Genomic DNA, 24682 nt, shown 5'->3' with positions numbered 1-24682 from the left:
CAGGAGGCCCCCACGGATGCGGACACGCCCCGGACCCCCGAAGCGCGGCAGACGCCGCCCCCTCGCCCGTGCGGCCGCCCTGGTGGCGGCCGCTTCGCTGCTCGCCGGCGTCGCCCCCTCGTCGGCGCTGGCCCTGCCCGCCCGGCCCGATCGGCCGGCCACCGAGTTCCGTACCTCCTTCGAGGCCGACGAGCGCCAACCGGACTGGCGGGACACCGTGGAGACGGACGCCGCCGGCCGCCGGCTCGCGGCGAACGTGGACGGCGGCTTCTCCACCGGGATACCGGGCAATGTCACCGACAAGGTGACCGCCCTGCGGGCCAGCGGTGAGAACGCCGGCGCCGGGGAGACCAAGGAGAACCTGGTCGACCTCCAGCCCGGCAGCAAGTGGCTCACCTTCGCCTCCACCGCCTGGGTGGAGTTCGACCTGGACGAGCCGGTGCGGGTCGCCACCTACGCGCTGACCTCGGCCAACGACCACGCCGAGCGCGACCCGGAGACCTGGACGCTCAAGGGCTCGGCGGACGGCAGCAGTTGGACCGTGCTGGACACCCGCGAGAAGCAGGTGTTCGCCAAGCGCTTCGAGACCAGGCCGTACGAGATCGCCTCCCCGGCCGCGTACCAGCACTATCGCCTGGAGATCACCGCCACCGCCGGCACCTCCTCGATCGTCCAGCTCGCCGATGTGCAGTTCTCGAACGGGGACACCGACGCCCCGGTGCCGTCGGAGATGCGCAGCCGGGTGGACCGCGGCCCGGCCGGCTCCCCCACCGCCAAGTCGAACGCCGGCTACACCGGGCTGCGCGCCCTGCGGTACGCCGGTTCGCACAACGGCGAGGGCCGCGGCTACTCGTACAACAAGGTCTTCGACGTGGACTTGGCGGTGCGGCGGGACACCGAGCTGTCGTACCGGATCTTCCCGGCGATGGCGGAGACGGACCTGAAGTACCCGGCCACCCAGGTGTCGGTGGACCTCGCCTTCACCGACGGGACGTATCTGAGCCGACTGCGGGCGGTGGACAGCCACGGCGGCGGGCTCTCGCCGCAGGGGCAGGGGGCGGCCAGGCGGCTGTACGCCAACCAGTGGAACCAGGTGACCGCGGCGATCGGCTCGGTGGCGGCCGGCAAGCGGGTGGACCGGATCCTGGTGGCGTACGACGCGCCGAAGGGCCCCGCGGTGTTCCAGGGCTGGATCGACGATCTGGCGCTGCGGCCCGCGCCGCGGGTGGACCGGCCGGGGCGGCCCTCGGACTGGGCCTCCACGGTGCGCGGCACCAACTCCAGCGGCTCCTTCTCGCGGGGCAACACCTTCCCGGCGACGGCGGTGCCGCACGGCTTCAACTTCTGGACGCCGGTGACCAACGCGGCCTCCACCAGCTGGCTGTACGAGTACGCGCGCGGCAACAACGCCGACAACCTGCCGACCGTCCAGGCGCTGGCGGCCAGCCATGAGCCGAGCCCGTGGATGGGCGACCGGCAGACCTTCCAGCTGCTGCCCTCGGCGCAGTCGGGGACGCCGGAGACGGACCGGGTGAAGCGGGCACTGCCGTTCCGGCACGAGAACGAGACGGCGAAGCCGCACTACTACGGGGTGCGGTTCGAGAACGGGCTGAAGGCGGAGGTCACCCCGACCGACCACGCCGCGATGATGCGCTTCCGCTACCCGGGTGCGGACGCCTCGGTGGTCTTCGACAACGTCACCACCCAGGGCGGGCTGACGCTGGACCCGGCCACCTCCTCCTTCACCGGCTACTCGGACGTGAAGAGCGGGCTGTCCACCGGCGCCAGCAGGATGTTCGTGTACGGGGTCTTCGACGCGCCGGTCACCGACTCGGCGGCCGAGGGGGTCAAGGGCCACTTCCGGTTCGACGCGGGCGCGGACCGCACGGTCACCCTGCGGATGGCGACCTCGCTGATCGGTGTCGAGCAGGCGAAGGCCAACCTCGCCGCCGAGCTGCCGGAGGGCTCCCGCTTCGAGCGGGTCCGGGAGCGGGCGCAGTCGGCCTGGGACCGCATCCTGGGCCGGGTCACCGTGGAGGGCGCCACCCGCGACCAGCTGACCACCCTGTACTCCAACCTCTACCGGCTCTACCTCTACCCCAACTCGGGCTTCGAGAAGGTGGCCGGAAAGGACCGGTACGCCTCGCCGTTCTCGGCGCCCACCGGCCAGAACACCCCGACCGAGACGGGCGCGAAGATCGTCGACGGGAAGGTGTACGTCAACAACGGCTTCTGGGACACCTATCGCACCACCTGGCCCGCCTACTCGTTCCTCACCCCGCGTGCGGCGGGCGAGCTGGTGGACGGCTTCGTCCAGCAGTACAAGGACGGCGGCTGGATCTCCCGCTGGTCCTCGCCCGGCTACGCGGACCTGATGACCGGCACCTCCTCGGACGTGGCCTTCGCCGACGCGTACGTCAAGGGCGTGGACTTCGACGCGGAGGCGGCGTACGAGGCGGCGCTGAAGAACGCGACCGTGGTGCCGCCGTCCTCGGGGGTGGGCCGCAAGGGGATGGCGACCTCGCCGTTCCAGGGCTACGCCTCCACCGCCACCCATGAAGGGCTGTCCTGGTCGCTGGAGGGCTATCTCAACGACTTCGGCCTGGCGAGGATGGCCGAGGCCCTGCACAAGAAGACCAGGAAGGCCCGGTACAAGGAGGAGGCGGCCTACTTCCTCAACCGCGCCCGGGGCTACGTCCACCTCTTCGACTCCGAGGCCGGCTTCTTCCAGGGCAAGGACCTGCAAGGGAAGTGGCGGGTGCCCAGCGGTTCGTACGACCCGCGGATCTGGGGCTACGACTACACCGAGACCAACGGCTGGGGCTACGCCTTCACCGCCCCGCAGGACAGCCGGGGCCTGGCCAACCTCTACGGCGGACGCCCGGGTCTGGCGGAGAAGCTGGACACCTACTTCGCCACCCCGGAGACGGCCTCGCCGGAGTTCACCGGCTCCTACGGCAGCGTCATCCATGAGATGACCGAGGCCCGGGATGTGCGGATGGGCCAGTACGGGCACTCCAACCAGGTCGCCCACCACGCCACGTACATGTACAACGCGGCCTCGCAGCCCTGGAAGACGCAGGAGAAGGTGCGCGAGGTGCTGTCCCGCCTCTACACCGGCAGCGAGATCGGCCAGGGCTACCACGGTGACGAGGACAACGGCGAGCAGTCGGCCTGGTGGCTCTTCTCGGCGCTGGGCTTCTACCCGCTGGTGATGGGCAGCGGGGAGTACGCGGTCGGGTCGCCGCTGTTCACCAAGGCGACCGTGCGGATGGACAACGGCCGCACCCTGGTGGTCCGGGCGCCGAAGAACAGCGAGCGGAACCTCTACGTGCAGGGGCTGAAGGTCAACGGCAAGCGCTGGAACTCCACCGCGCTCCCCCACGATCTGCTGGCCAAGGGCGGCACCCTGGACTTCGCGATGGGCCCGCGCCCCTCCACCTGGGGGACGGGCGCCCAGGCGGCGCCGGTGTCGATCACCCAGGACGACCGGGTGCCGGAGCCCCGGCAGGATCTGCTGGCCGGCGCGGGTGAGTTGTTCGACGACACCTCGGCGACCTCGGCCTCGGTGGAGTCGGTGGAGCTGCCGGCACCGGCGGCCGGGACCCGGGCGGTGCAGTACACCCTGACCTCGGCGGACCGGACGAAGGCCCCGGCCGGCTGGCGGCTCCAGGGCTCCCGGGACGGGACGAACTGGCGTGATCTGGACGTCCGGACCGGCCAGTCCTTCGCCTGGGACCGGCAGACCCGGGTCTTCACGGTGGACCGGCCGGGGAGTTACCCGCGCTACCGGCTGGTGCCGGACGGCCCCGCGGTGCTGGCGGAGGTCGAACTGCTCGGCCCGGCGGGGAGGGAGTCCCCGAGGCCGTAGCGCCACGTGAGGACCACCCGGCGACAGCGGCTGGAACACCTGCCGCCTGCTGTTCTGGTCGCGCCACCCGTGTGAACGAAGGGAGCCGCACCCCCGCCAGGGGTGCGGCTCCTCCGCGTTCCGCTGCCCGTCCCACCGCTGCACCGGCCGGGGCGGGCCCGGCCGGTGGGCGGTGAGCGGCTACTTGCGGATCAGGTTGCGCAGCACGTACTGCATGATGCCGCCGTTGCGGTAGTAGTCCGCCTCGCCGGGGGTGTCGATGCGGACGACCGCGTCGAACTCCACACCGGTGTCGGTGGTGACCTTGACCGTACGGGGGGTGGTGCCGTCGTTGAGCTCGGTGACGCCGGTGATGGAGAAGGTCTCCTCGCCGGTCAGACCCAGCTCCTCGGCGGAGCCGCCCTCCGGGTACTGCAGCGGCAGCACGCCCATGCCGATGAGGTTCGAGCGGTGGATGCGCTCGTAGGACTCGGCGATGACGGCCTTGACGCCGAGCAGCGCGGTGCCCTTGGCGGCCCAGTCGCGGGACGAGCCGGAGCCGTACTCCTTGCCCGCGAGCACGACGAGCGGGATGTCCTGCTCGATGTAGTTGCGCGAGGCGTCGTAGATGAACGACACCGGGGAGTCGGCCTGCGTGAAGTCGCGGGTGTAGCCGCCTTCCGTCCCCGGCGCGATCTGGTTGCGCAGGCGGATGTTGGCGAAGGTGCCGCGGATCATGACCTCGTGGTTGCCGCGGCGGGAGCCGTAGCTGTTGAAGTCGCGGCGCTCCACACCGTGCTCGGTGAGGTACGTGCCGGCCGGGGTGTCGGCCTTGATGGCGCCGGCCGGGGAGATGTGGTCGGTGGTGACCGAGTCGCCCAGCTTGGCCAGCACCCGGGCGCCGCTGATGTCGACGACCGCGGCCGGCTCCATCTCCATGCCCTCGAAGTACGGGGGCTTGCGGACGTAGGTGGACTCGCTGTCCCACTCGAAGGTGTTGCCCGTCGGGATGGACAGCGCCTGCCACTGGGCGTCGCCCGCGAAGACGTCCGCGTACGAGTTGTTGAACATGTCCTCGCCGATGGCGTTGGCGACGACGTCGTTGACCTCGGCCTCGGTGGGCCAGATGTCCGCGAGGTGGACCGGCTTGCCCTCGGTGTCCACGCCGAGCGCGTCCCGGGTGATGTCCACCTTCATCGAGCCGGCCAGCGCGTAGGCGACGACCAGCGGCGGGGAGGCCAGGTAGTTCATCTTGACGTCGGGGTTGATCCGGCCCTCGAAGTTGCGGTTGCCGGAGAGCACCGAGGTGACGGCCAGGTCGTGGTCGTTGACCGCCTGGGAGACCTCCTCCGGCAGCGGGCCGGAGTTGCCGATGCAGGTGGTGCAGCCGTAGCCGACCAGGTTGAAGCCGACCTTGTCGAGGTACGGGGTGAGGCCCGCCTTGTCGAAGTAGTCGGTGACGACCTTGGAGCCGGGGGCCAGGGTGGTCTTGACCCAGGGCTTGCGGGTCAGGCCCTTCTCCACCGCCTTCTTGGCCACCAGCGCGGCGGCGACCATGACGTACGGGTTGGAGGTGTTGGTGCAGGAGGTGATGGCCGCGACGGTGACCGCGCCGTGGTCGAGCTCGTAGGTCGAGCCGTCGGGGGCGGTGACGGTGACCGGGTTGGACGGGCTGGTGTCGACCGCCTGGCCGCCGGTCCGCGGGGCGCCGGAGCCGTTGTCGTCGTTGCCGTAGGCGGGGGCGTCGGAGGCCGGGAAGGACTCGGAGCTCGCCTCGTCCACCGGGGAGGCCACGCCGTGCGGCTTCTCCTGCTGCGGTACGCCGGGGCGGCGGTCGTCGCCGCCGGTGACGCCGGCCTCGACGTAGTTGAGGACGTCGATGCGGAACTGCGCGGCTGCCTCGGCCAGGACGATGCGGTCCTGGGGGCGCTTGGGGCCGGCGATGGAGGGGACGACGGTGGAGAGGTCCAGCTCCAGCTTCTCGGAGAAGTCCGGCTCGGCGGCCGGGTCGAGCCAGAGGCCCTGCTCCTTGGCGTACGCCTCGACCAGCGCGACCTGCTGCTCGCTGCGCCCGGTGAGCTTGAGGTAGTTGAGCGTCTCGCCGTCGATCGGGAAGATGGCGGCGGTGGAGCCGAACTCCGGCGACATGTTGCCGATGGTGGCGCGGTTGGCGAGCGAGGTGGCGGCCACGCCCTCGCCGTAGAACTCCACGAACTTGCCGACGACGCCGTGCTTGCGCAGCATCTCGGTGATGGTGAGCACCAGGTCGGTGGCGGTGGTGCCGGGCTTGAGCTCGCCGGTCAGCTTGAAGCCGACGACGCGCGGGATCAGCATGGAGACCGGCTGGCCGAGCATGGCGGCCTCGGCCTCGATGCCGCCGACGCCCCAGCCGAGCACACCGAGGCCGTTGACCATGGTGGTGTGCGAGTCGGTGCCGACCAGGGTGTCCGGGTAGGCCTGGCCGTTGCGCACCATCACCGTGCGCGCCAGGTGCTCGATGTTGACCTGGTGGACGATGCCGGTGCCGGGCGGGACGACCTTGAACTCGTCGAACGCGGTCTGGCCCCAGCGCAGGAACTGGTAGCGCTCCTTGTTGCGGCCGTACTCCAGCTCGACGTTCTGGCCGAAGGCGTCGGCGGTGCCGAACTTGTCGGCGATGACGGAGTGGTCGATGACCAGCTCGGCCGGGGCGAGCGGATTGATCTTCGCCGGGTCGCCGCCGAGCTCCTTGACGGCCTCGCGCATGGTGGCGAGGTCCACCACGCAGGGGACACCGGTGAAGTCCTGCATGATCACCCGGGCCGGGGTGAACTGGATCTCCTGGCTGGGCTGGGCCTGCGAGTCCCACTCGCCCAGGGCGCGGATGTGGTCGGCGGTGATGTTCGCGCCGTCCTCGGTGCGGAGCAGGTTCTCCAGCAGGACCTTCAGGCTGTACGGGAGGCGCGCGGAGCCCTCGACCTTGTCCAGCCTGAAGATCTCGTACGACTCGTCGCCCACGCGCAGCGTGCTGCGGGCGTCGAAGCTGTTCGCGGACACGACAGTCTCCTTCTTCAATGTGCGCGTTCCCACCGCATCCTGCCGCGACGACTCTGCGCCGATCCGCTAAGGTAAGACTTAGTTAGGTAACCCTTACCGGGTCGGCGTGGCCGCGGTGCCGCTGCGGTGCGCCTTCCGACAGATATCTCGATGTCGAGATAACTCTAGTACATGACCGCGGCGCGGTCATGCCCGGACGCATGTGACCGGCGCCATCCGGCCCGCCCTCCCTCGGACGCATGCCGAAGAGCCGGCCCGCCCTCCCCGGGATACGCCGGAAGGCAGGGCGCCGGTCGCACCGCGCCGCCCCGCGCGGCCTCCCGTCCCGGGTACCCCGCCACTCCACCCCGTACCGCCCGTCGGCCACCCGTCCGGCCGCCCCCCGCGCGCGCACCTCTCTCCCCCGTCCCACCATGGGGCCGGGACGCACGCACCGGGCCGACCCTTTCGGCCGTCACTCGTTCGACCACCCCCGGCGCGAGGTCATCTCATATCTGAGATAACCTGCCGCCATGTCAGACGACTACCTCGTACGCATCGGCAAGCTCATCCGTGACGCCCGCCAGCATCGCGGCTGGACGCAGACGCAGCTCGCCGAGGCGCTGGCCACCAGTCAGAGTGCCGTCAACCGCATCGAGCGCGGCAACCAGAACATCAGCCTTGAGATGATCGCGCGCATCGGTGAGGCGCTCGACAGCGAGATCGTGTCCCTGGGCTACTCCGGGCCCATGCATCTGCGGGTGGTCGGCGGCCGACGGCTCTCCGGCGCCATCGACGTCAAGACCAGCAAGAACGCCTGTGTCGCCCTGCTGTGCGCCTCCCTGCTCAACAAGGGCCGCACCACCCTGCGCCGGGTCGCCCGCATCGAGGAGGTCTACCGCCTCCTCGAAGTCCTCAACTCCATCGGCGTCCGCACCCGCTGGATCAACGACGGGCTCGACCTGGAGATCATCCCGCCCGGTCACCTGGACATGGCCGCCATCGACGCCGACGCGGCCCGCCGCACCCGCTCCATCATCATGTTCCTCGGCCCGCTGCTGCACCGGCTGCGCCAGTTCAAGCTGCCCTACGCCGGCGGCTGCGACCTGGGCACCCGCACCATCGAGCCGCACATGATCGCGCTGCGCCGGTTCGGCCTGGACATCACCGCCACCGAGGGCCTGTACCACGCCGAGGTCGACCGGGACGCGGTCCCCGACCGCCCGATCGTCCTCACCGAGCGCGGCGACACCGTCACCGAGAACGCCCTGCTCGCCGCCGCCCGCCACGACGGCACCACCGTCATCCGCAACGCCTCCTCCAACTACATGGTCCAGGACCTCTGCTTCTTCCTCGAAGCCCTGGGCGTACGGGTCGACGGCATCGGCACCACCACCCTCACCGTCCACGGCGTCCCGCAGATCGACGTGGACGTGGACTACTCCCCCTCCGAGGACCCGGTCGAGGCGATGAGCCTGCTCGCCGCCGCGGTGGTCACCGAGTCGGAGCTGACGATCCGCCGGGTGCCCATCGAGTTCCTGGAGATCGAGCTCGCGGTCCTGGAGGAGATGGGCCTGGACCACGACCGCTCCGGCGAGTACGCCGCCGACAACGGCCGCACCCGCCTGGTGGACCTCACCGTCCGCCCCTCCAAACTCGAAGCGCCGATCGACAAGATCCACCCCATGCCGTTCCCCGGCCTGAACATCGACAACGTGCCCTTCTTCGCGGCCATCGCGGCCACCGCCCAGGGCCAGACCCTCATCCACGACTGGGTCTACGACAACCGGGCCATCTACCTCACCGACCTCAACCGCCTCGGCGGCCGCCTCCAGCTCCTGGACCCCCACCGCGTCCTGGTCGAGGGCCCCACCCGCTGGCGCGCCGCCGAGATGATGTGCCCGCCCGCCCTGCGCCCGGCCGTGGTCGTCCTCCTGGCGATGATGGCCGCCGAGGGCACGTCGGTGCTCCGCAACGTCTATGTCATCAACCGCGGCTACGAGGACCTGGCCGAGCGGCTGAACTCGGTGGGGGCGCAGATCGAGATCTTCCGCGACATCTGAGACCTGGGTGTCGCCGCGCCCCGTCTGACCTGCTGCTCGGTGGGTGAGGGCGGGGTGCGGCGGCATGTCTGGGACTTCTCCGGGACTTTGGGCCTGCGGCGGGCTACGAGCCACTCCACGGGCCCAGCGGACCGATCGTGGCTACGCGAAGATCACGTCGATGGCGGCGCTACCTCGTGCGCCGGCGCGGGGCAGGAAGTGGGAGTACTTCCGCAGCGTGAACCCAGGGTCCGAGTGCCCCAGCCAGCGTGCCAGGGAGACGACCGATTCGCCAGCCTCCAGTTCCTCGGAGGCGAAGAAGTGGCGCAGGGCGTGGAAGCCGTGCTCCCGGGACGGCTCCCACACGCGAGCACCATCGGCTCCCTCGTCCAGCGCGGCGATCACACCCGCCGTGGCCAATGCGGGCTTCCACACGTAGGAGTTGAAGTAGTTCCGGTTGATGGCCTTCCGCTCGCGTCCCGTCGCCAGGAGGCTGTAGGTCCTCGGCCGTCGGTGTTTGGCCTCCACCGGCGTTTCGGCCGGAGTCGGGTCGTCCCAGGGCAGCGTGACCGGGATCGGCGCGAACTGCTCCATGTGCTGCCGGATTGCCCGGGCCACGCTGGCTGGCAGCGGCACGTCCCGCACCTTGCGGCCCTTCGGAAGCGCGAAGCACAGTTTCGCTCGCACCATCTTGATCTGCCGCCGGACGTGGACGACTTCCTTCTCGAAGTCGATATCGTCCGCTGAGAGTCCGAGCGCTTCCCCTTGGGGGAGGGAGATGGCCCCGTCCCGGGGATCGACGAACTCGCCTCGACGTGCATCGGTCTGGGCCTGGGCGAGCCAGGTCTTGGCGTCCTGGAGTGCATCGAAGGAACGGTCCTTGACGCCGGGGATGCCCTTGACTCGGTAGCGGGTGCACTTGCCGTACATGTCGGTGCGGTCGCGTTTGCCGGTTTTCGGGTTCGGGCGCTTCTTCAGCCATCGGTCTTCTATGTAGCCGGCCAGGTGGAACTCCTTTGTGATGAGGGTGACGGCGGCGTTCTACGGCGCAGGAGGCTGTGTCAGGCGGTGGTAAGCGGGCGGAACGCTCCTGCGGGCGGGACGCTGAGTGGGTTGAGGGCGGGGTTGGAGCGGGAGTCGGCCTGCTCCTGTTCTCGGACCCAGGCGTCGAGGGCTTCCACTCGGTACATGACGCGACCGCGAGGGCCCATGCGGAAGCTCGGCGGTCCCTGCCGGCGGTGGCGCCAGACATAGAGGGTGTGGGGTGAGAGGCCGAGGTAATCGGCGGCATCCTTCACGGTCAGGACGGCCGTGCGTACCGCCGCGGAGGAAGCAGTGGGGGAAGGCAAGGGTCGTGCAGGCATCTGGGTTCTCTGTGAGGGACGGGAGAGGCGAGCCAGGCTGGGCGGAAACCATTGGTCCGCCCAGCCGTTGCCTGTCGTGAGGCAGGGAAGAAGCGCGGACAGACCGCGACCCGGTGTCCCGCTACGGACGCCGCGCAGTCGAAGTCGGCTGGCTCGGCAGGACTGCAAGGGTCAATTCAGCTTCGAGTCGACCCCACGGAATTTCGTCCCGTGTCGGCTTGCGGAGGCAGCACGCGAAGCATTCGGCGAGGCGGGGAGCGCTCATTCCGGCACATTCGGCCACCGCAAGGATGTGCCCCACCGTTTCGTCGCTGTTCTTCAGCCACTCCGCGATGCGTGCGTCACGGAGAGCCGAGACGTGCCTACCGAGCGGCGAGTCGATTTCATGCGCCTGCAAAACCTTGCCGCCAGACCTTCCGGTAGACCTCGGCGGTCAGCAGTCGTCCATCGTCGAGAACGAACATCGCGTCTTCCGGGTGGAGATCGCGCCGGATGGCTTCCTCCTTCAAGATCGCCGCCAACTCGCGGCAGACGGGAACACGCCGTACGACGCCCGCGTGGTCCGAATCCTTCTCGCGGCGCTCTTGTGCCTGAGGGTGGACCGGAAGCCAACTGGCGCCGTCTTCTGTGATTTCCATGTCTCGAACGCGCAGCGCCAGGGCTTCTTCCGGACGCATGGCCGCGAGAGCGATGGAAGCCAGGAAGGCCCGCAGAACGAGGCCGCTCTGTGACTGAGAACCGTCTCCGTGGGCGTCCGCGTCCGGTGGAGCGGCGCCGCGGCGCCAGCCGGCCGCCCCGGGGGGGGTGTCCACCCGGCTACCGGGCGGTCCAGTGGCTGCTCGCCGCCCACCACGTCCAGCCGTACCCGGGCCGGCACCCCGTCGTCGTACGCCGGGAAGGGCTCCCAGCCGGCGAACGGGGCCCCGTACGGCCAGGAGCATCGCCGGGGCGAGAGCGAGGAGCCTGCTCCAGGAGCAGTGGCGAGCCAGGACCTGGCGAACAGGTACGCGAAATGGAAGGCCGCCAGCAGCGTTCCGATGACACCCACCGGATTGCCGACCGCGGCCGTCTCCTGCAATTCCCAAAGCGGCACCGTGGGCGAGGAAGAATCGCCGTCCGGACTGGTCTCGGTCATGGTCGCCGATCTCCTTCAGGTACGACGTCGGTGATCACGCGCCATACCGTAGGGACGGACTGTTCAGGCAGCGGCGCCACCTGCCGCGGAGTCACCCCTTTGTGCACCCTCGGAGATCCCGTGGATCGGCCTCTCACCGCCCTCTTCCGCATCACAGCGCGTTATCGGACAATCACGCCATTGGCGGATCGAGTGGAACGGGGAGGGCGGCATGGGGGTGCTGTGGAAGCTGGAGCCAGCAACGGCAGCCAAGCACAGGCTGTACCAGCGGTACTTGGACGCCTGGTGGCCGATCTTGCTGCAGACCTCGCAGCGCACCGGGTTCGCCTTCCCACGGGTGACGTTGCTGGACGCGTTCGCCGGGCCCGGCCGGTACGAGGGTGGGGAGCCGGGCTCACCCGTGTTCATCCTGGACCGGTTGCTCCACCACGACGCGGTGGAGCGCATGCACCTGAGCCGAAACCGGGTGCATCTGGTGTTCATTGAGCGCGACCCGGCGCGCTACGAGCACCTGGTGTCCGAGCTGGTCGCGGTGTTCGGTCCCTTGGCCGATCTGCCGGTGCGGGTGGAGGTCCGGCGCGGTGAGGCCGGGAAGGACAGCCTGCCGATCCTCACCGGGCTGGGCGCGTGGGGCAACCCGATCCTGGGGATTTTCGACAGCTGGGGCAGTGTGAACGTGCCGCTGGAGGTCATGGGCCGTATCGCGCACAACCGGTCCAGCGAGGTCATCACGACCTTCGGCCCGAACTGGTTCAGCCGCCGGGAGGAGCTGAACGCGGACATCCTCGACACCGTCTTCGGCGGCCGCGGATTCTGGCGGCCGGCCGCCGACGAGGCCCGGCCCGACGAACGGTGGCGGGCATGGCTGGGTATCTACCGCAACGCCTTGAAGCGGGCGGGGTTCGGCTACCAGCTGCAATTCCAGCTGGTGCCGCGCACAGGGCAGCCGCTCTACCTGGTCTTCGGTACCGGAAGTCCTGCTGGACTGAAGGCGATGAAGGAAGCGATGTGGAAGGTCGACGACCGCGATGGTGAGAGCTTCCGCGACCCGCGCAATCGCGGAAGCGCAGTCGCCGGACAGATCGACCTGTTCCAGATGGAGGAGGCCATTGATCCGGAGCTCGTGGAGCTCGTCACCCAGCTGCTCTGGCAAGGGGACGTCTCCGTGGAGACCGTTGGGCGGTGGCTGCTGACCGAGACCAGCCGCTGGATGCCCACGCACGCTCTCAGAGCCGCTCGGCTGATGCGCCAGGAAGGCTCCCTGGTCGTCCAGTCACCAGGGAAGCTGACGACCAAGAGCGTGGTCGGCCTGCCGGCGCCCGTGCGGTCCTGACGCACCGCCGTTGGCCGCAGAGCCCGATCACGTCGGAACGCAACGGCCCCTGTCCTCTGGTGATGATCGAGGCCGGGGCCGCTGCGAGTGACCTCGCGCGATCAGGCGGGGACCCGGGGCGTCGTCCGGGGGTACTCCCGCACCCGCAGGGACTCCGGGAACCGGCCGATGTCCTTGTGGTGCGCCTTGTTCCAGCACGATCCCAACTGCTTGACGAACACGGCCGTGCCGGAGGCCCGGCACGTTGCGACGATGTCGCCCGCCCATCCGAGGTCCATGGGACGGGCACCGGTGCCGGACTCGCCTCCGACGATCACCCAGTCGATCCCGGTCACGTCCAGATCGGGAAGCGGTCCGAGGAGCGGCTCGCAGGACAAGAACCGTACGGCGGCCGGGACAAGCCGCAGGTCCTCCACCCGTGGCAGCTCCTTGGCGCTTTCCACGGACACGCCCATCCACAGGTTCTCCGGCCAGTCCAGCCGGTCGGCGACCTGCCGCACTCGGCGGGCCCGCTTGGTCAGTACCTGGTAGGTGTGCTGCGGGGTGGAGGCCATCACCTCGAAGACGCGCCGCACGTAGTCCAGTGGGACGCGGGCGTGGAACAGGTCGCTCATGGAGTTGACGAAGACCGTCCGCGGGGTGGCCCACTTCAGCGGTACGGTCAGCGCCTGCGGATGCACCGTCAGGGCGAACCCGGGGCCGGACGTGCGGCCATCACCATCGTTCTGGTACTTCGCCGACCCCATCGCCTTCAGGCGCTTGGCCAGGACCAGGGCGTAGCAGTTGTCGCACCCCGCCGACACCCGGTCGCACCCCGTGGTCGGATTCCAGGTCGCTTCGGTCCATTCAATCGAACTGCGGTCGCTCACCGCTCCCCTCCCGCTCTCGTCCCCGTGGCGCCCCGACGACAGGCGACCGCGGTGTGCTGCCTAACGATGCCTTTCCCGCAGGAGTACCGGGGTGGATACGCCGGTATCCGCTCGATGCTGTCTCCTCTCGCAACCCCGCCGTTCGAACCTTGGTTTGAAGCTACTGGTTGTCTCGGCTCGCGTCGATCACGCCGTAGGGTTCGACGGACGAGGGTGGACGCGGGCGTGATGCCGGCCCCCAGCCGTTCAGCTGCCTGAGCCCCGCCCGGCCTGAGCCCGCCGAGCATTGGCGACGCGGGAGTCGCCACGGCGCTCGCTGACGCTTCGCTCCGGCGATCCCCACGGACCCGGCTCCAGCGCTGGGAACGGCGTCCAGGTCATCTGCCAGATCCTCGTCATGGAGGAGGCATCGCGTAGCGACCGGATGACTCGCCTTGCGCTCTTGGGCCTGTTATGGCGACGGCCATGAAGCTGGAGCCAAGCCAGCAAGTAGCGGTAGTAAGGACATCGCGTGAAGTACCCATGTGTGGGCCCGGCCTACTGGTCGTAAGCCGGGCCCGCAGTCGCGGTCTTGAGCCGTCAGCGATCGAGTCGCATCAGCTTCGGTTCCGCCGTATACGAATGTTGATCCTCAGCCTTCTTCGCTCCGCTTCGTGGTTCGCTCAAAGAACCACGCTCCGGCGAACACAACGGATGAGCAGACGAAAGTCACCGTCGCTGAAGCTCTCCCCGACGCGATCCAGAAGACGGCTCCCGTCAGGAAAGCGAGCACACCCAGAAGGAAGAACGCCACTGAATTCTTTCGAGATTCTCTCATTTCAACTCCACATTCTTTGCTCATGGTCGATCCGGTTCCCTTGGTGGGACCCAAGGGAACCGGATCGGGGGGAGGCTAGATCACCGTCGCCACGACCACCACGATGACTTCTTGCGGTGGCTTCGGTAGACCGCGCGATGGTTCCCGCGCGCAGGGTAGCGCTTGACGGCCCATCGGGTGACGGCCCTCTTCACGCCCCAGCGGCCGATGGCGCCCCAGACGGAGCCGAAGGGACCGATGCCGGTGGCCCCGGCCACACCTGCGCGGGCGATGGAGCCGACGGATGCCTTACGGTTCCAGTACCACTTGGCACCGGCACCGGCAGCTGCGCCGGCGACGACCGCGCAACCCGCCGCGGCGAGTCCTGCGGTGAACAGGCCACAGCCGATACCGGCCGCCGTCGCCGCGATACCGACGCGGTGCCGCTTGACCCAGCGCTTGGCCTTCTTCCAGCTCCACCACTTGCCGTCGAGGTCGTACTCGTTGACGGGGTCCCCCGGATAGGCGTAGGCGTTGGCGCCGCCGCCGTAGACAGGGTCGAGGGAGAGGAAGCGACCGGTGCTCGCGTTGTAGAGGCGGACGCCCATGAGGGTGAGACCGGTGAGCGTCTCGGTGGAGCGCTGCTTGGCCCCGAGCCAGTTGTAGCGGGTGGCTGCCTGGCCGGTCCGCGGATTGCCGTACTCGTCGTTGTCGAGGACGACGGGGGCCTTGCCGGTGTCCAACGGGAGCTGGAGGGCCACGTCGCCGTGGATGGTGGTGAGTTGCAGGACGGTGTCGCCGGTCTTGCTCGTGGTGGCGGCGAGGTCGCCGGTGGCGGACTCGACGTTGCGGGTCAGCGTGCCGGTGGCGGTGTCCTCGGTGATCCAGCGGGGGTTGTCGCCGTCACCATCGTAGTGGTTCAGCTTGGAGCCGGTCTGGGTCCAGGTGCTGCCGCTGCCGGTTTCGGTCTTCCAGGAGCGGAACCGTTGGGCGGCGTCGAGCTGCCAGGTCTGCCGCTGGCCGTTCGCGGTCTGCTGGTAGGCAAGGTCGTTGGCGTAGTAGCCGAGCGTGCCGTTGCCGGGGACCGAGGTGGTGCGGCCGAACGCGTCGTAGACGTAGCCGGCGTCGACGAGGCGGTCGGCGCTGTCGTAGGTGTGGCTGGTGGTGGTTCCTCCGGTGGTGGTGCAGTCCAGGCCGGGGGCTGCTGCGGTCGTGGTGAGGGACTTGCGGTTGGTGCGTGCGTCGAACGTGTAGGCACGGCGCGTGCAGACCGTGTCCGCGGTGTCCTCGACCGTGGTGAGGCGGCCGGTGGTGTCGTAGCGGTACGTCTGGTCGGACCAGCCGGCGTGGCTGGTGACCTGGCCGTGGATGGACTCGGTCACGGTGTCCGCGTAGACGAGGGTGCCGTCGCTGTCACGCTGGTAGGAGCGGTTCAGCGTGGCCCCGGTGGTGTCCTCGGTGGTGGTGAGGGTGTAGCCGCCGGGCAGTTTCTCGCTCGCTACCGAGCCGTCCGCGTCGTAGGTGGCTTGGAAGACGCCGGCGATGGAGTCGGTGGTCTTCGTGGCCAGGCCGCGCGGTTCGACAGCGGTGTCGTAGGCGTAGGTGACGGTCGAGGGCGCGTTGTCGGTGACCTTGACCGGGCGGTCGAGCAGGTCGTACTCGGTGGTGGTGATACCGCCGTCGGCGTCCGTGTAGGACATCTGGCGGCCGAGCTTGTCGAACACCTTGGTGATGGTGCCCCCGGTCGGGGAGACCGTCTTGACCGCGCGCCCCGTGGCCGGGTCGTACTCGGTCGTCGCCTCCGGGACCGCCTGGCCGAGGCCGCCGGTGATCGCGATCTTGGTGGGACGGCCGGCGTTGTCGTAGGTGGTCGTGGTGGTGCGGGTGACGGAATTGACGGTCTCGGCCACCTTCGCCGGGCCACCCCACCAGCTGTATTCGGTGGTGGTGGTCGGCAACTGCGTCGGGTTGGAGCCGCCGCCGGTGATGGCACCGGCCGGGCCGGTGGAGCAGACCAGGTCGGCCCACTCGGGTCGGCCCTGGCAGGTGCCCGTACCGGTGGCGGACCAGTAGGTGGTCACCCGGGTCGCTGCGTCGGTGCCGGTGGCGCCGGGCAGCCGCTGCTTGGTGATGCGGCCCTGATCGTCATACTCGGTGGTCTCGGTGATCGCGAGACCACCCGGGTCCTTGACCGTCTGGGTGGGCAGGCCCTTGGCCCAGTCATACACCGTCTGGGTGAGACGGGCCTCACCGAGGACAGTGGGATGCTCACGCACCTGGGCACCGCTGGTGACCTTGGTGATCTGGTCCTTGACCTTGGCCGTGCCGTCGGTGGGACGCCCGGCGTCGTACTCGTTGACCGTCCTCGAACGGCCCGTCACCGAGGTACCAGCGGACACCAGGGTGGTGGTTCCGGACTTCAGGTCGGCGGTGAGGTCGATCCGCCGCAGCGGACCGACCTCCTCAAGCTCCCGGGTACCCGTCTCGTTGTAGACCGACTTGGTGGCCAGCAGGTCGGCCCGCTCGGCTGTGGGAAGCTGGGCGATACCGAGCTCGGCCTGGACGGCGTCGTCCGCGGCACTGCTGCCGAGGGCGACCTCGCGATTGCCGGCAGACAGCTCGCGCACCGTGTTGCCGAAGCGGTCGTACTCCGTGGTGGAGATGCGGCCGCCGGGGGCGGCACTGTTGACCGAACGCCCGGAAACACCCATATAGGTGATCGTGGCGCGCGTGTAGGAGCCCGCGGTCAGAGCGCTGCCCGCGTTCGCGGCCGGGACCGAGTCGGCGGGGAAGACGGCGGTCGCGTCGGTCGGGGTGTCCAGCTGTCCCCATGCCTTCACGTCCGCCGCGCCCATCTTGTACGGGGCGGCGGTGCCGGTCAGCGGCACGTCGTACACGAGCGAGGTGGACGCGGTGCCGGACTCGACGTCCTTGGTGCCCGGCTGGAGGGCGGAACGGGACGCCTTGAGGAGCATGCCGTCACCGGCGGTGGCGGCGTCGCCGGCCTTTCCGTAGGTGAAGGTCCAGGGAAGTTCCCCGGCGGACGTCAGACCGGTGACCCGGCCCGCCGCGTCGTAGGAGTACTCGCTCTTCAGCGCCGGGCTGATCTGCGGATTCCAGGCCTGGCGCATGCGCCCGGACGCGTCGTAGGCGTACGTCTGCACGGCCTTGGAGGTGGCCGCGGCGGCACCGGGTTCGGTGGACCACAGCCGGATCTCCTTCACCTGGCCGGCGAAGTCCCCCAGGGCCACTGCTGTGGCGGTGGTGGAGGCGGCGTAGACGAACTCCAGCGACCGGCAGCCCCTGGTGGAGGGCGTCGCCGTGCATGTCGCAGCCGATGCGCCCGAGGTCGGGGCGATGACCCGCTTGGGTCGGGCCAGCTTCTTGCCGTCCACGGTCACCGTCTCGGACACCACCGTGGTGGTGGTGTGGGACAGGCCGTCCAGCAGCGTGGAGGAGACCTGCCAGGTAGTGGAGGCGGCGTCAGGCTTGGCGAACTGGGTGACCGTGCCCTCGGTGTCGGTGAGCGTGAACGATCCGCTTACGCTGCCGGTCAGGGTGAGGTCCTCGGAACCGGTCTCGGCGATCCACCCGGTCTTCGCCGCGTTGGCGGTGAAGGAGGTCTCTTCGCCTTCCGACTCGACGACCGCGACGGCCGTGTCGGAGATTCGCCGCATGTGCGAGTAGTCCGACTGAGTCGCCTCGGCGACGGTGCCGGAGACCCATTCCTTACCGAAGATCGCTGCCTGGCCCTCCTGCTTGGCGCCCTTGTCCGGAGTGCGGGAGGAAGCCGTGCGGGACACCGACAGCCCGAAGGCCGAGGCGTCGCCGGCGGACAGCGTGTAGTCCCCCGTCAGCAGGTTCACCGAGCCGGGACCGATCTCGTCCGTGGCCGCACCGGAGGCGTTGCGGTCGACGACGACCGAAAGGGGCTGGGTGCTGCCGCCGGCGGAGTTCGGTCCGGTGAAGTCGGCCTTGATCTGGACAGTGCCGTCGGGGTCGACGGTGTCGGTGGCGTTCCACACCAGAGGGCTGTTCTTGCCGCCCGTCATGGCCACAGGCCACGCGGTCAGCGCAGTGCCGCCGGAGGTGACGTCACCTGCGGGGATACGCGTCCACGGGTCGGCCTCGGAGCGGCGCCAGGAGAAGGCCACCGCGTTGTACTTGCTGCCGTCGGCCTCGGCGACCAGCGGCAGTCGGCGTGCGGTGCGTTCGCCGTCGGCGGGTTGGACGAATCCGCCGGGTCCGGCGTGGAAGGTGTACTCGATTGGCTCGGACTTGTTGTCGGCCTTGTCGACCTGTCGGACCTGGAGGGTGTGGGTGCCGTCCTTGGGCGGGGAGAGGGAGATCTCCTTGACGGCCGTGGAACCGGCGGTGGCGACCTTGCTCCACGTCACGCCGTCGAGCGACCATTCCAGCCAGTTGTGGTCGGTGCCGCTCGGGGTGACGGTGAAGGTGCCGGGCTGGCCTGCGCCCTTGACCCAGGAGGTTGACGGGTAGTCCGTCGAGGTGATGCTCGTCGGAGCGATGGGCGAGGTGGTGTCGACCGTGAAGGTCTTCCACTCCGACCAGCCCACATTGTAGTGCGCGCCGTCGTACGGGCTGGTGCGGAACTTGTACGTCTTGCCGTTGGTGAGGACCCCGGCGGGGACGGTCACGGAGGCGACCTGCCCGGAATTCACCCAGGGGGAGACGATGACGTTGCCGACCTGGGCGTTGGTCGCGGAGTCGAAGATCTGGAAGGTGCCGTTGACCTTGTCACCATTGGGGTCGACGAACGTGTCCCGCAGCGTCGGCGTCGCGGTGTTGACCACATAGGCGCCGTTGTAGGAGAAGAACGGCGGGCCCGCCTCCTGCTTCGTCCCGGTGCGCGGCCGGTAGTTGTAGGTGACGACGAGCTTCGGCGGGTTCGAGGCGGCGTTGGCGGAGTTGACGATCTTCCACTGGCTTGTGACGTTCTCGTCGGAGGCACGCAGACCCATGTGGGACTTGGCGGCCTTGGCAGATGCCCACTCCTGCACCATCGTGGTGACATTGGCGTTGATCCAGCCGTCCGGCTGCGCGCTGCAGGACGGATTGCCACGGGTCTCCGAAGAGGTGGCTTTCTTCGCAGTCCACGCCGGCTGCGCCGTCCACCGCGACGAGGTGCTCGCGGCTCCGGTGGACCACACCTCCCACGGCTGCGTGGGGCAGGAGGACCCGGTGTAGTTGGCGGAGTGGATGTTCCACAGCGACAGCTTGGCGTCCGTCACCAGAGCGTCGGCAATCGGCGCGGTGTTCCACGAGATGAACGAACGCGCCGTGCGGAACGTGCCGTCGGCGTTCTTCGTGCCCGGGTTGCCCAGGTCCAGCTCGACGTCCGTGGACCAGTCGACGGTCGTGCCCTGCTGCACGTAGGTGTCGAAAACGTTCGACAAGGACGAGGTCGACGGGTCGACCGTCACGGGGTACTTCGTCGCCGGATCAGCGAGGAATTCGGGGTCCGGGGTGAGGACGAGATCCACGCCGCCCTTGGTCTTGACGACCTTCATGCCGACCTTGGCCTGGCGAGCGTGCTGGCCCGAAGCAGGGTCGAGGGCCGCATCCCACATCACCGGGGCGGGCATGACCGCGGTCTTCTTGTTCTTCTTGTCCGTGAACAGCACGCTGCCATCGGACTGCTGCTCTACCTTCAGGCCCTTGGCCTTCAGCGGCAGCGTGTAGGTGTAGCCGTCAGCGGCGGGCTTCTGCTTGATCTCGACGAACTGCTCGTAACCGGTACGGGTCGCCTCGACCACCACGTCAGCGCCCGGAACGGCGTTGACGTACTCGGCACGCGTGCCTTCCAGCTTCGGGGCGGGCAGGCCGCCCTTCCACTGCAACGTGATCTGCTCGTCGCCTTCGCCGAGGGTCACCAGATCGGTGGCCTTTGCCGACTGCGCCGCCTTCAGGGAGGTGGCCGGGGTACCGGTCTTGCCGGCCAGTCTCAGACCGCGAGGATGGGCCTTCGGCTCAACTCCGCCATCAGCCACGCCGACAAGGCTCAGATCGACATCGCGCCAGTCACCGGTTGCGTCGTCCCGGAAGCGGACCGGGCCCGCCGTCAGCTCGGTGGTGAGCGAACCGTCCTTGTTCACCCATGTCGTGGAGGTTTCCGTGCGCTCCGACAGCGCCTCCACCCGCTTGCCCGACAAGCGGGAGGCGACTCGCGCGGACGGAATGTCCGCCGCCTGGGTGACAGCCGGCTTCTCCGGCGCGGCAGGTGCCCGGCCCGGTGTGGCCATCGCGACAGTGCCGTCGAGCAGCGTGACGGACAAGGCCAGAGCAAGACTCCCCGCTATGCAGCGCAGATTCCCCCTGGACCAAGGCCGCCCGCGCTCCTCCGGCGCAGGTATATGAATCGTCATGATCCCTCGGTCTCAAACGAGTACATCGACATCACCTCGTGAGGTCAATGTGAAGATACCGGGGAGGAAAAGGTGACTAATCCCGGCAAGAAGGGCAAGATCGCCTTTAGAGTTCCCCAAAGTAAAGTGATCTACGTCTCTTACGACTGATCATTCCAGTATCAGGTTCGGAATTTTCGCAAGCAGACGCCGGTGCAGACGAGTTGGAGCACGCCGAGACGAAGGCCAGCGTGCCCTTCGTAGCGAGTCCGTAGCCGTTTGAACTGGAGGAGCCAGGCGAAGGCCCCGTTCCACGCCTGGACCCTGCCACGACCGCGCATCAACCGACCATCAGCAGCCACCGCATCCTCGTGGCCTCGCTGCGTCGCCGACCTGGTGGCACCGTGACACCACCCCTTCGCCGCCGGCGCTCCCCGCGCCACGCAGCCCAGCCATCTCACGCGCCATGAGGACAAAGGAGAAGCCGGGTCAGTCATCATGACCAGCCGGGGCTATGAGACCCGGACGAAGTGATAGGTGAGGGGAGGGACGGGTGCTTGAAACCGTGCCTGACATGCTCAAGGGAGCCACGGACATGTTCACCGTAGGCCCTGGCCGGGTTGCGCATGGCTGGGATGCTGAATGCGGCCGAACCGGCTTTCTGAGCCGATCCGGGGCCGGTATGGGCGGGTGAGAGGCTGGGGACTCGGCTACGTCCTGCTGGGGATCTCCATCTCCATGGAGACAGTCACTTTGGTGATCGGCGGGGCCAGCGCCGCCCGGCCCGGTGCGTGAAGGGTGGGCGGCAGACGTGAGGCGACCCGTGTCCTGGAGCGAGGCGGTGCTGGTCGCCGCAGCCTGCTGGGTGGTCAGCGTCCTCGGATACTCAGTGAGCGCCGCGCTTGACGAGCCGCATCTGTCCGTCATCCCCCTCATGGGTGCCGGGCTCATGCGATGGTTCTGAGTGCGGCACCGCTCCTGGCCGGCAGGGTTCGCGGCCGGCCTCGTGGGAACGGGCCTGCTGTTCGTACTCGTCGAGGTCCTGCCTCCGGAGCTGGGCCGGTACGTCGCGGACGCGTTGGCCACGGGGGCGGCGGCGACCGCCTCCATCGCCATGTTCACCCTCGCTGGACGAGTGAAAGGGCGTCATGCCGCCGCAGGGTGATCCGATCATTCATCGCCGCACGAGTCTGCCGCCGAAGCGGGGAACCGTCCGGCGGCGTACCCTCCGGCGTCGCATCTGGGGACTGGGCGCGGCGCTTCTCGGTGTCGCGACGCTTCTCCTCGGCGCGGGGGGACTGGCCATCGTGCCAAGTCTGATCGACAACGAGAAGGCGTTCCGCACCGCGACCTCCTGCGGCGCTCCCTCCTCTTCCCAGGGTGACTGCCTGCGCTCGTTCGACGCGACGGTGACCCGTACGGTGATCAAGGAGCAGGTCAAGTCGTCGGAGTACACGCTGTATCTGCACGGCCTGGCGCAGGTGCCCCGCAGCATCGACATGGGCGCCTCGGAACCGCTGCTCAAGCGCCTGCACCCAGGTGACCACGTGACGGTCGCCCTGTGACGGGACTACGCAACCGCAGTACGCAAGGACGCGGTCGTCCAGGAGAGCGCCGATACCCCGGAGGGCGAGTCGGTCTTCGTGTGCGCGCTCGTCCTGGCGATGATCTGCGGCGGCGCGTACGGCCTGTACGCGGGAGGCTCGGCCCTGTCCCGGGCCTGGCGTTACGCCGTTAGGGACATGCCCGGCGCACTCGTGACGCGAGGCAAGGAAGCAGCCGGAGCTGCCTTGTGCGCACTTCCGGCCCTGTTCGTAGGCGACTTCACGAGCGTGCCGGTGATGCTGGTGGTGTGGCTGGGCCTGCTGCCGCTGGTCCGATGGGTCGCGCAACGCCGGCAACAGCGCCGGACCGCACGGCACGTCCGGCCTCCGGCGCCCACAGCAGGATTACCGACCCTGCCCCATAAGGTGCCGTCCTCGCCGAACCTCCGCAGAAACACCATTCCGCGCATCGCCGCCACTCTGATTAACCGACATCTCCGGTCTTTCCTCGCGACCTGGCACAGCGCCCTCCGCCGACACGAGGATGTCCGCCCAGCTAATCGCAGTCCGCTGTAGCACGAGCGCTCTGGTCCCGCTCTGCGGAGGTGTGCTCGCAGCTTGCCAATCTTGAGTGGTCGTTGACTCTGCGAGCGGCCGCCGCTATCTGGACCGGGACAAGATCGAACCGGTCGTCTCCACGCTTGGCTGGCTCTACTACGAGCTGGTCACCGCACGTCTCGGCCGCCACCCCGGCGTAGGCGAGGATCTCACGGCCCTGGACCTGAGCGACCCTGCCGACGGGAAACTGGGCGAGTGGGCCGAGGGGCTGGACATCCAGCTCCTGGCCCTGCTCGCCGAGGAGGTCGTCGAAACGCCCGACCAGCAACTCCTCGAGCAGGACGCCCAGACACTTCTCGGTGACACCCTCGGCGGATACCAACTCGGGACTCAGGAATGGTCCCTGGCCCCGCTGGCCAGCTTCTCTGCCCGCCGCGTGACTGCCATCGCTCACCGTCTGCCCGACCGACTCGCCCGCGCCGCGATCGTCCGCTCCGGTCTCAGCGTCCAGGGCTGGATCGACGCGCTCGCAGCCGCCGAACAGCTCCAGACCGTCCCCGAGGTACGCCCCGAACTGCTCACCTCCGAGCTCTGGCCCACCTTGCAACGCCTCATCCTGACCCTCGCCACGGACGTGCACGAAGTCCAGCGCCGCATCCGCCAGAAGAAGGTCGCCAGCCCCGCGCTCATACCGCTGGCCACCGACTGGATCGCCGGCCTCCCGGCAGCCGACCTTCACCAGAAGCACCACGGCGACCTGCTCACCCCCGACATCACCGCGACGACCAGCGCGATCGATAAGCTCATCGTCCAGGACCTCGCCTGGGTCGTGTCCGCGGTCCTCCACCTCCTCGAACTCCGGCGCGGCGTCCCCGCCGAAGGCCACATGGCCCCACTTCCCGCCATGATCAAATACGGGGTCGGCAGCCCCGCCGCCTGCTACGCCTCCAGCATCGGCATCCGCGATCGCGCCACCGCGACCAACCTCGCCGGGAACTGCCCCTATTCGGAGCCGACCTTCCGACAGTTCCTCGACTGCATCAGCCAGCTCACCACCGACGAGATCACCACACTCACCGACCAGGACACCGCCCGCCTCCTCATCCGCAGCACCGAACGCCGAAGCCCTCGCGCCACCCACGTCGCGATTCTGAGCGGCGCCGGGACCTTCACCTGTCCCCTGCGCGGTGTCCGCCACAGCGGCAACGACGCAACCCTCGCGCAGCTGCCGGTTGGCGCTCCCCTCGACCTCGTTCGCGACCCCGGCAACGAGACCGACCCGAACGCCATCCAGGTTCAGCACCAGGGTGTCTTCATCGGATGGATCGCCCGAGAGATCGCTCGCCCTCGCTCTCGACCAGGACCCCGCCCCCCGTATCTACACGCAGCTCGCCACCGACGCGCGCTCGATCGCACAACAGGGCGGAGCCGACCAGCTACACGTCCACAACGCAGTCACCCTGACCATCATGCTCGCTCCAAGGTGACCGTCCGGCCACCCGCGTAATATTGGGTCTGAATGAAGGCGAGTGCGGCAGCACTTGACTGCATGCACGCCCCCCCGGCGCCGGGCCTCCGTCCCGCGTAGCTGTCGCAAAACCGGAGTGCACGCGTCTGCGCGGCCCATACAAGGCGGAAAGATCATCCGCTGACGCTGGGACTTTCGGCTGCATCAACAGGCAAGAGCGTGAAATAATCGAAAGGCCATTCCCACAGGTCAACGCCCCCTGACCATCCATCGCCGCAGGTCACAAAGCTGGCTGGTCTCTTCCGGGACATCTGAGACCTGGGTGCCGCCGCGCCCCGTCTGA

Annotated in this window: 11 protein-coding genes; 5 read left to right on the top strand and 6 right to left on the bottom strand. The window is 68.8% G+C overall.

Annotated elements, in window-relative coordinates:
• The first annotated feature begins 16 nt into the window (after positions 1-16).
• On the top strand, positions 17-3871 hold the full coding sequence (locus M1O15_RS01605) for a GH92 family glycosyl hydrolase (protein ID WP_248631310.1): 3855 nt from the start codon (positions 17-19) through the stop codon (positions 3869-3871).
• A 180-nt stretch (positions 3872-4051) separates the two neighbouring features.
• Here the strand turns inward: M1O15_RS01605 and M1O15_RS01600 are convergent, their stop codons facing one another.
• Positions 4052-6886, bottom strand: a complete 2835-nt coding sequence (locus M1O15_RS01600) for an aconitate hydratase (RefSeq protein ID WP_248631309.1) — start codon at positions 6884-6886, stop codon at positions 4052-4054.
• Between the two features lie 512 nt (positions 6887-7398).
• Here M1O15_RS01600 and M1O15_RS01595 point away from each other — a divergent pair.
• Complete coding sequence (locus M1O15_RS01595) at positions 7399-8928, top strand: helix-turn-helix domain-containing protein (protein ID WP_248631308.1); 1530 nt, start codon at positions 7399-7401, stop codon at positions 8926-8928.
• Positions 8929-9069: 141 nt separating this feature from the next.
• On the opposite strand, the gene M1O15_RS01590 is transcribed toward M1O15_RS01595, so the two are convergent.
• From M1O15_RS01590 to M1O15_RS01580, 3 genes are all read right to left on the bottom strand, one after another.
• A complete protein-coding gene (locus tag M1O15_RS01590) occupies positions 9070-9837 on the bottom strand; it encodes a tyrosine-type recombinase/integrase (protein ID WP_248631307.1) in 768 nt (255 codons plus the stop codon).
• Between the two features lie 131 nt (positions 9838-9968).
• Positions 9969-10271: a helix-turn-helix domain-containing protein gene (locus M1O15_RS01585; protein ID WP_248631306.1), complete on the bottom strand. Its 303-nt coding sequence runs from the start codon at positions 10269-10271 to the stop codon at positions 9969-9971.
• Between the two features lie 383 nt (positions 10272-10654).
• Positions 10655-10948 carry a site-specific integrase gene (locus tag M1O15_RS01580; protein ID WP_248631348.1) on the bottom strand — a complete coding sequence of 98 codons (294 nt, stop codon included), beginning with the start codon at positions 10946-10948 and terminating at the stop codon, positions 10655-10657.
• A 669-nt stretch (positions 10949-11617) separates the two neighbouring features.
• Here M1O15_RS01580 and M1O15_RS01570 point away from each other — a divergent pair.
• Entirely contained in the window at positions 11618-12739 is a 1122-nt protein-coding gene (locus M1O15_RS01570; RefSeq protein ID WP_248631305.1) for a three-Cys-motif partner protein TcmP, read from the top strand.
• Between the two features lie 101 nt (positions 12740-12840).
• Here the strand turns inward: M1O15_RS01570 and M1O15_RS01565 are convergent, their stop codons facing one another.
• Together M1O15_RS01565 and M1O15_RS01560 are read right to left on the bottom strand one after the other, a co-directional pair.
• Positions 12841-13608 carry a DUF5131 family protein gene (locus M1O15_RS01565; RefSeq protein ID WP_248631304.1) on the bottom strand — a complete coding sequence of 256 codons (768 nt, stop codon included), beginning with the start codon at positions 13606-13608 and terminating at the stop codon, positions 12841-12843.
• An 897-nt stretch (positions 13609-14505) separates the two neighbouring features.
• Positions 14506-20700, bottom strand: a complete 6195-nt coding sequence (locus tag M1O15_RS01560) for an RHS repeat-associated core domain-containing protein (protein ID WP_372499330.1) — start codon at positions 20698-20700, stop codon at positions 14506-14508.
• 1376 nt (positions 20701-22076) lie between these two features.
• On the opposite strand from M1O15_RS01560, the gene M1O15_RS01555 reads away from it, so the two are divergent.
• Both M1O15_RS01555 and M1O15_RS01550 read left to right on the top strand, forming a co-directional pair.
• Positions 22077-22334, top strand: coding sequence for a hypothetical protein (locus tag M1O15_RS01555; protein WP_248631303.1), 258 nt, complete (start codon positions 22077-22079; stop codon positions 22332-22334).
• Positions 22335-22944: 610 nt separating this feature from the next.
• Entirely contained in the window at positions 22945-24378 is a 1434-nt protein-coding gene (locus tag M1O15_RS01550) for an HIRAN domain-containing protein (RefSeq protein ID WP_248631302.1), read from the top strand.
• Positions 24379-24682: the final 304 nt, after the last annotated feature.

Source organism: Streptomyces lichenis, from assembly GCF_023218175.1.
GTDB lineage: Bacteria > Actinomycetota > Actinomycetes > Streptomycetales > Streptomycetaceae > Streptomyces > Streptomyces lichenis.
This window is presented reverse-complemented; position numbering and strand designations above follow the sequence as displayed.

Coding starts and splice junctions, on each gene's coding strand:
- M1O15_RS01605 (WP_248631310.1), top strand. CDS start 17: ATGCGGACACGCCCCGGACCCCCGAAGCGCGGCAGACGCCGCCCCCTC.
- M1O15_RS01595 (WP_248631308.1), top strand. CDS start 7,399: ATGTCAGACGACTACCTCGTACGCATCGGCAAGCTCATCCGTGACGCC.
- M1O15_RS01590 (WP_248631307.1), bottom strand. CDS start 9,837: ATGTACGGCAAGTGCACCCGCTACCGAGTCAAGGGCATCCCCGGCGTC.
- M1O15_RS01585 (WP_248631306.1), bottom strand. CDS start 10,271: ATGCCTGCACGACCCTTGCCTTCCCCCACTGCTTCCTCCGCGGCGGTA.
- M1O15_RS01580 (WP_248631348.1), bottom strand. CDS start 10,948: ATGCGTCCGGAAGAAGCCCTGGCGCTGCGCGTTCGAGACATGGAAATC.
- M1O15_RS01570 (WP_248631305.1), top strand. CDS start 11,618: ATGGGGGTGCTGTGGAAGCTGGAGCCAGCAACGGCAGCCAAGCACAGG.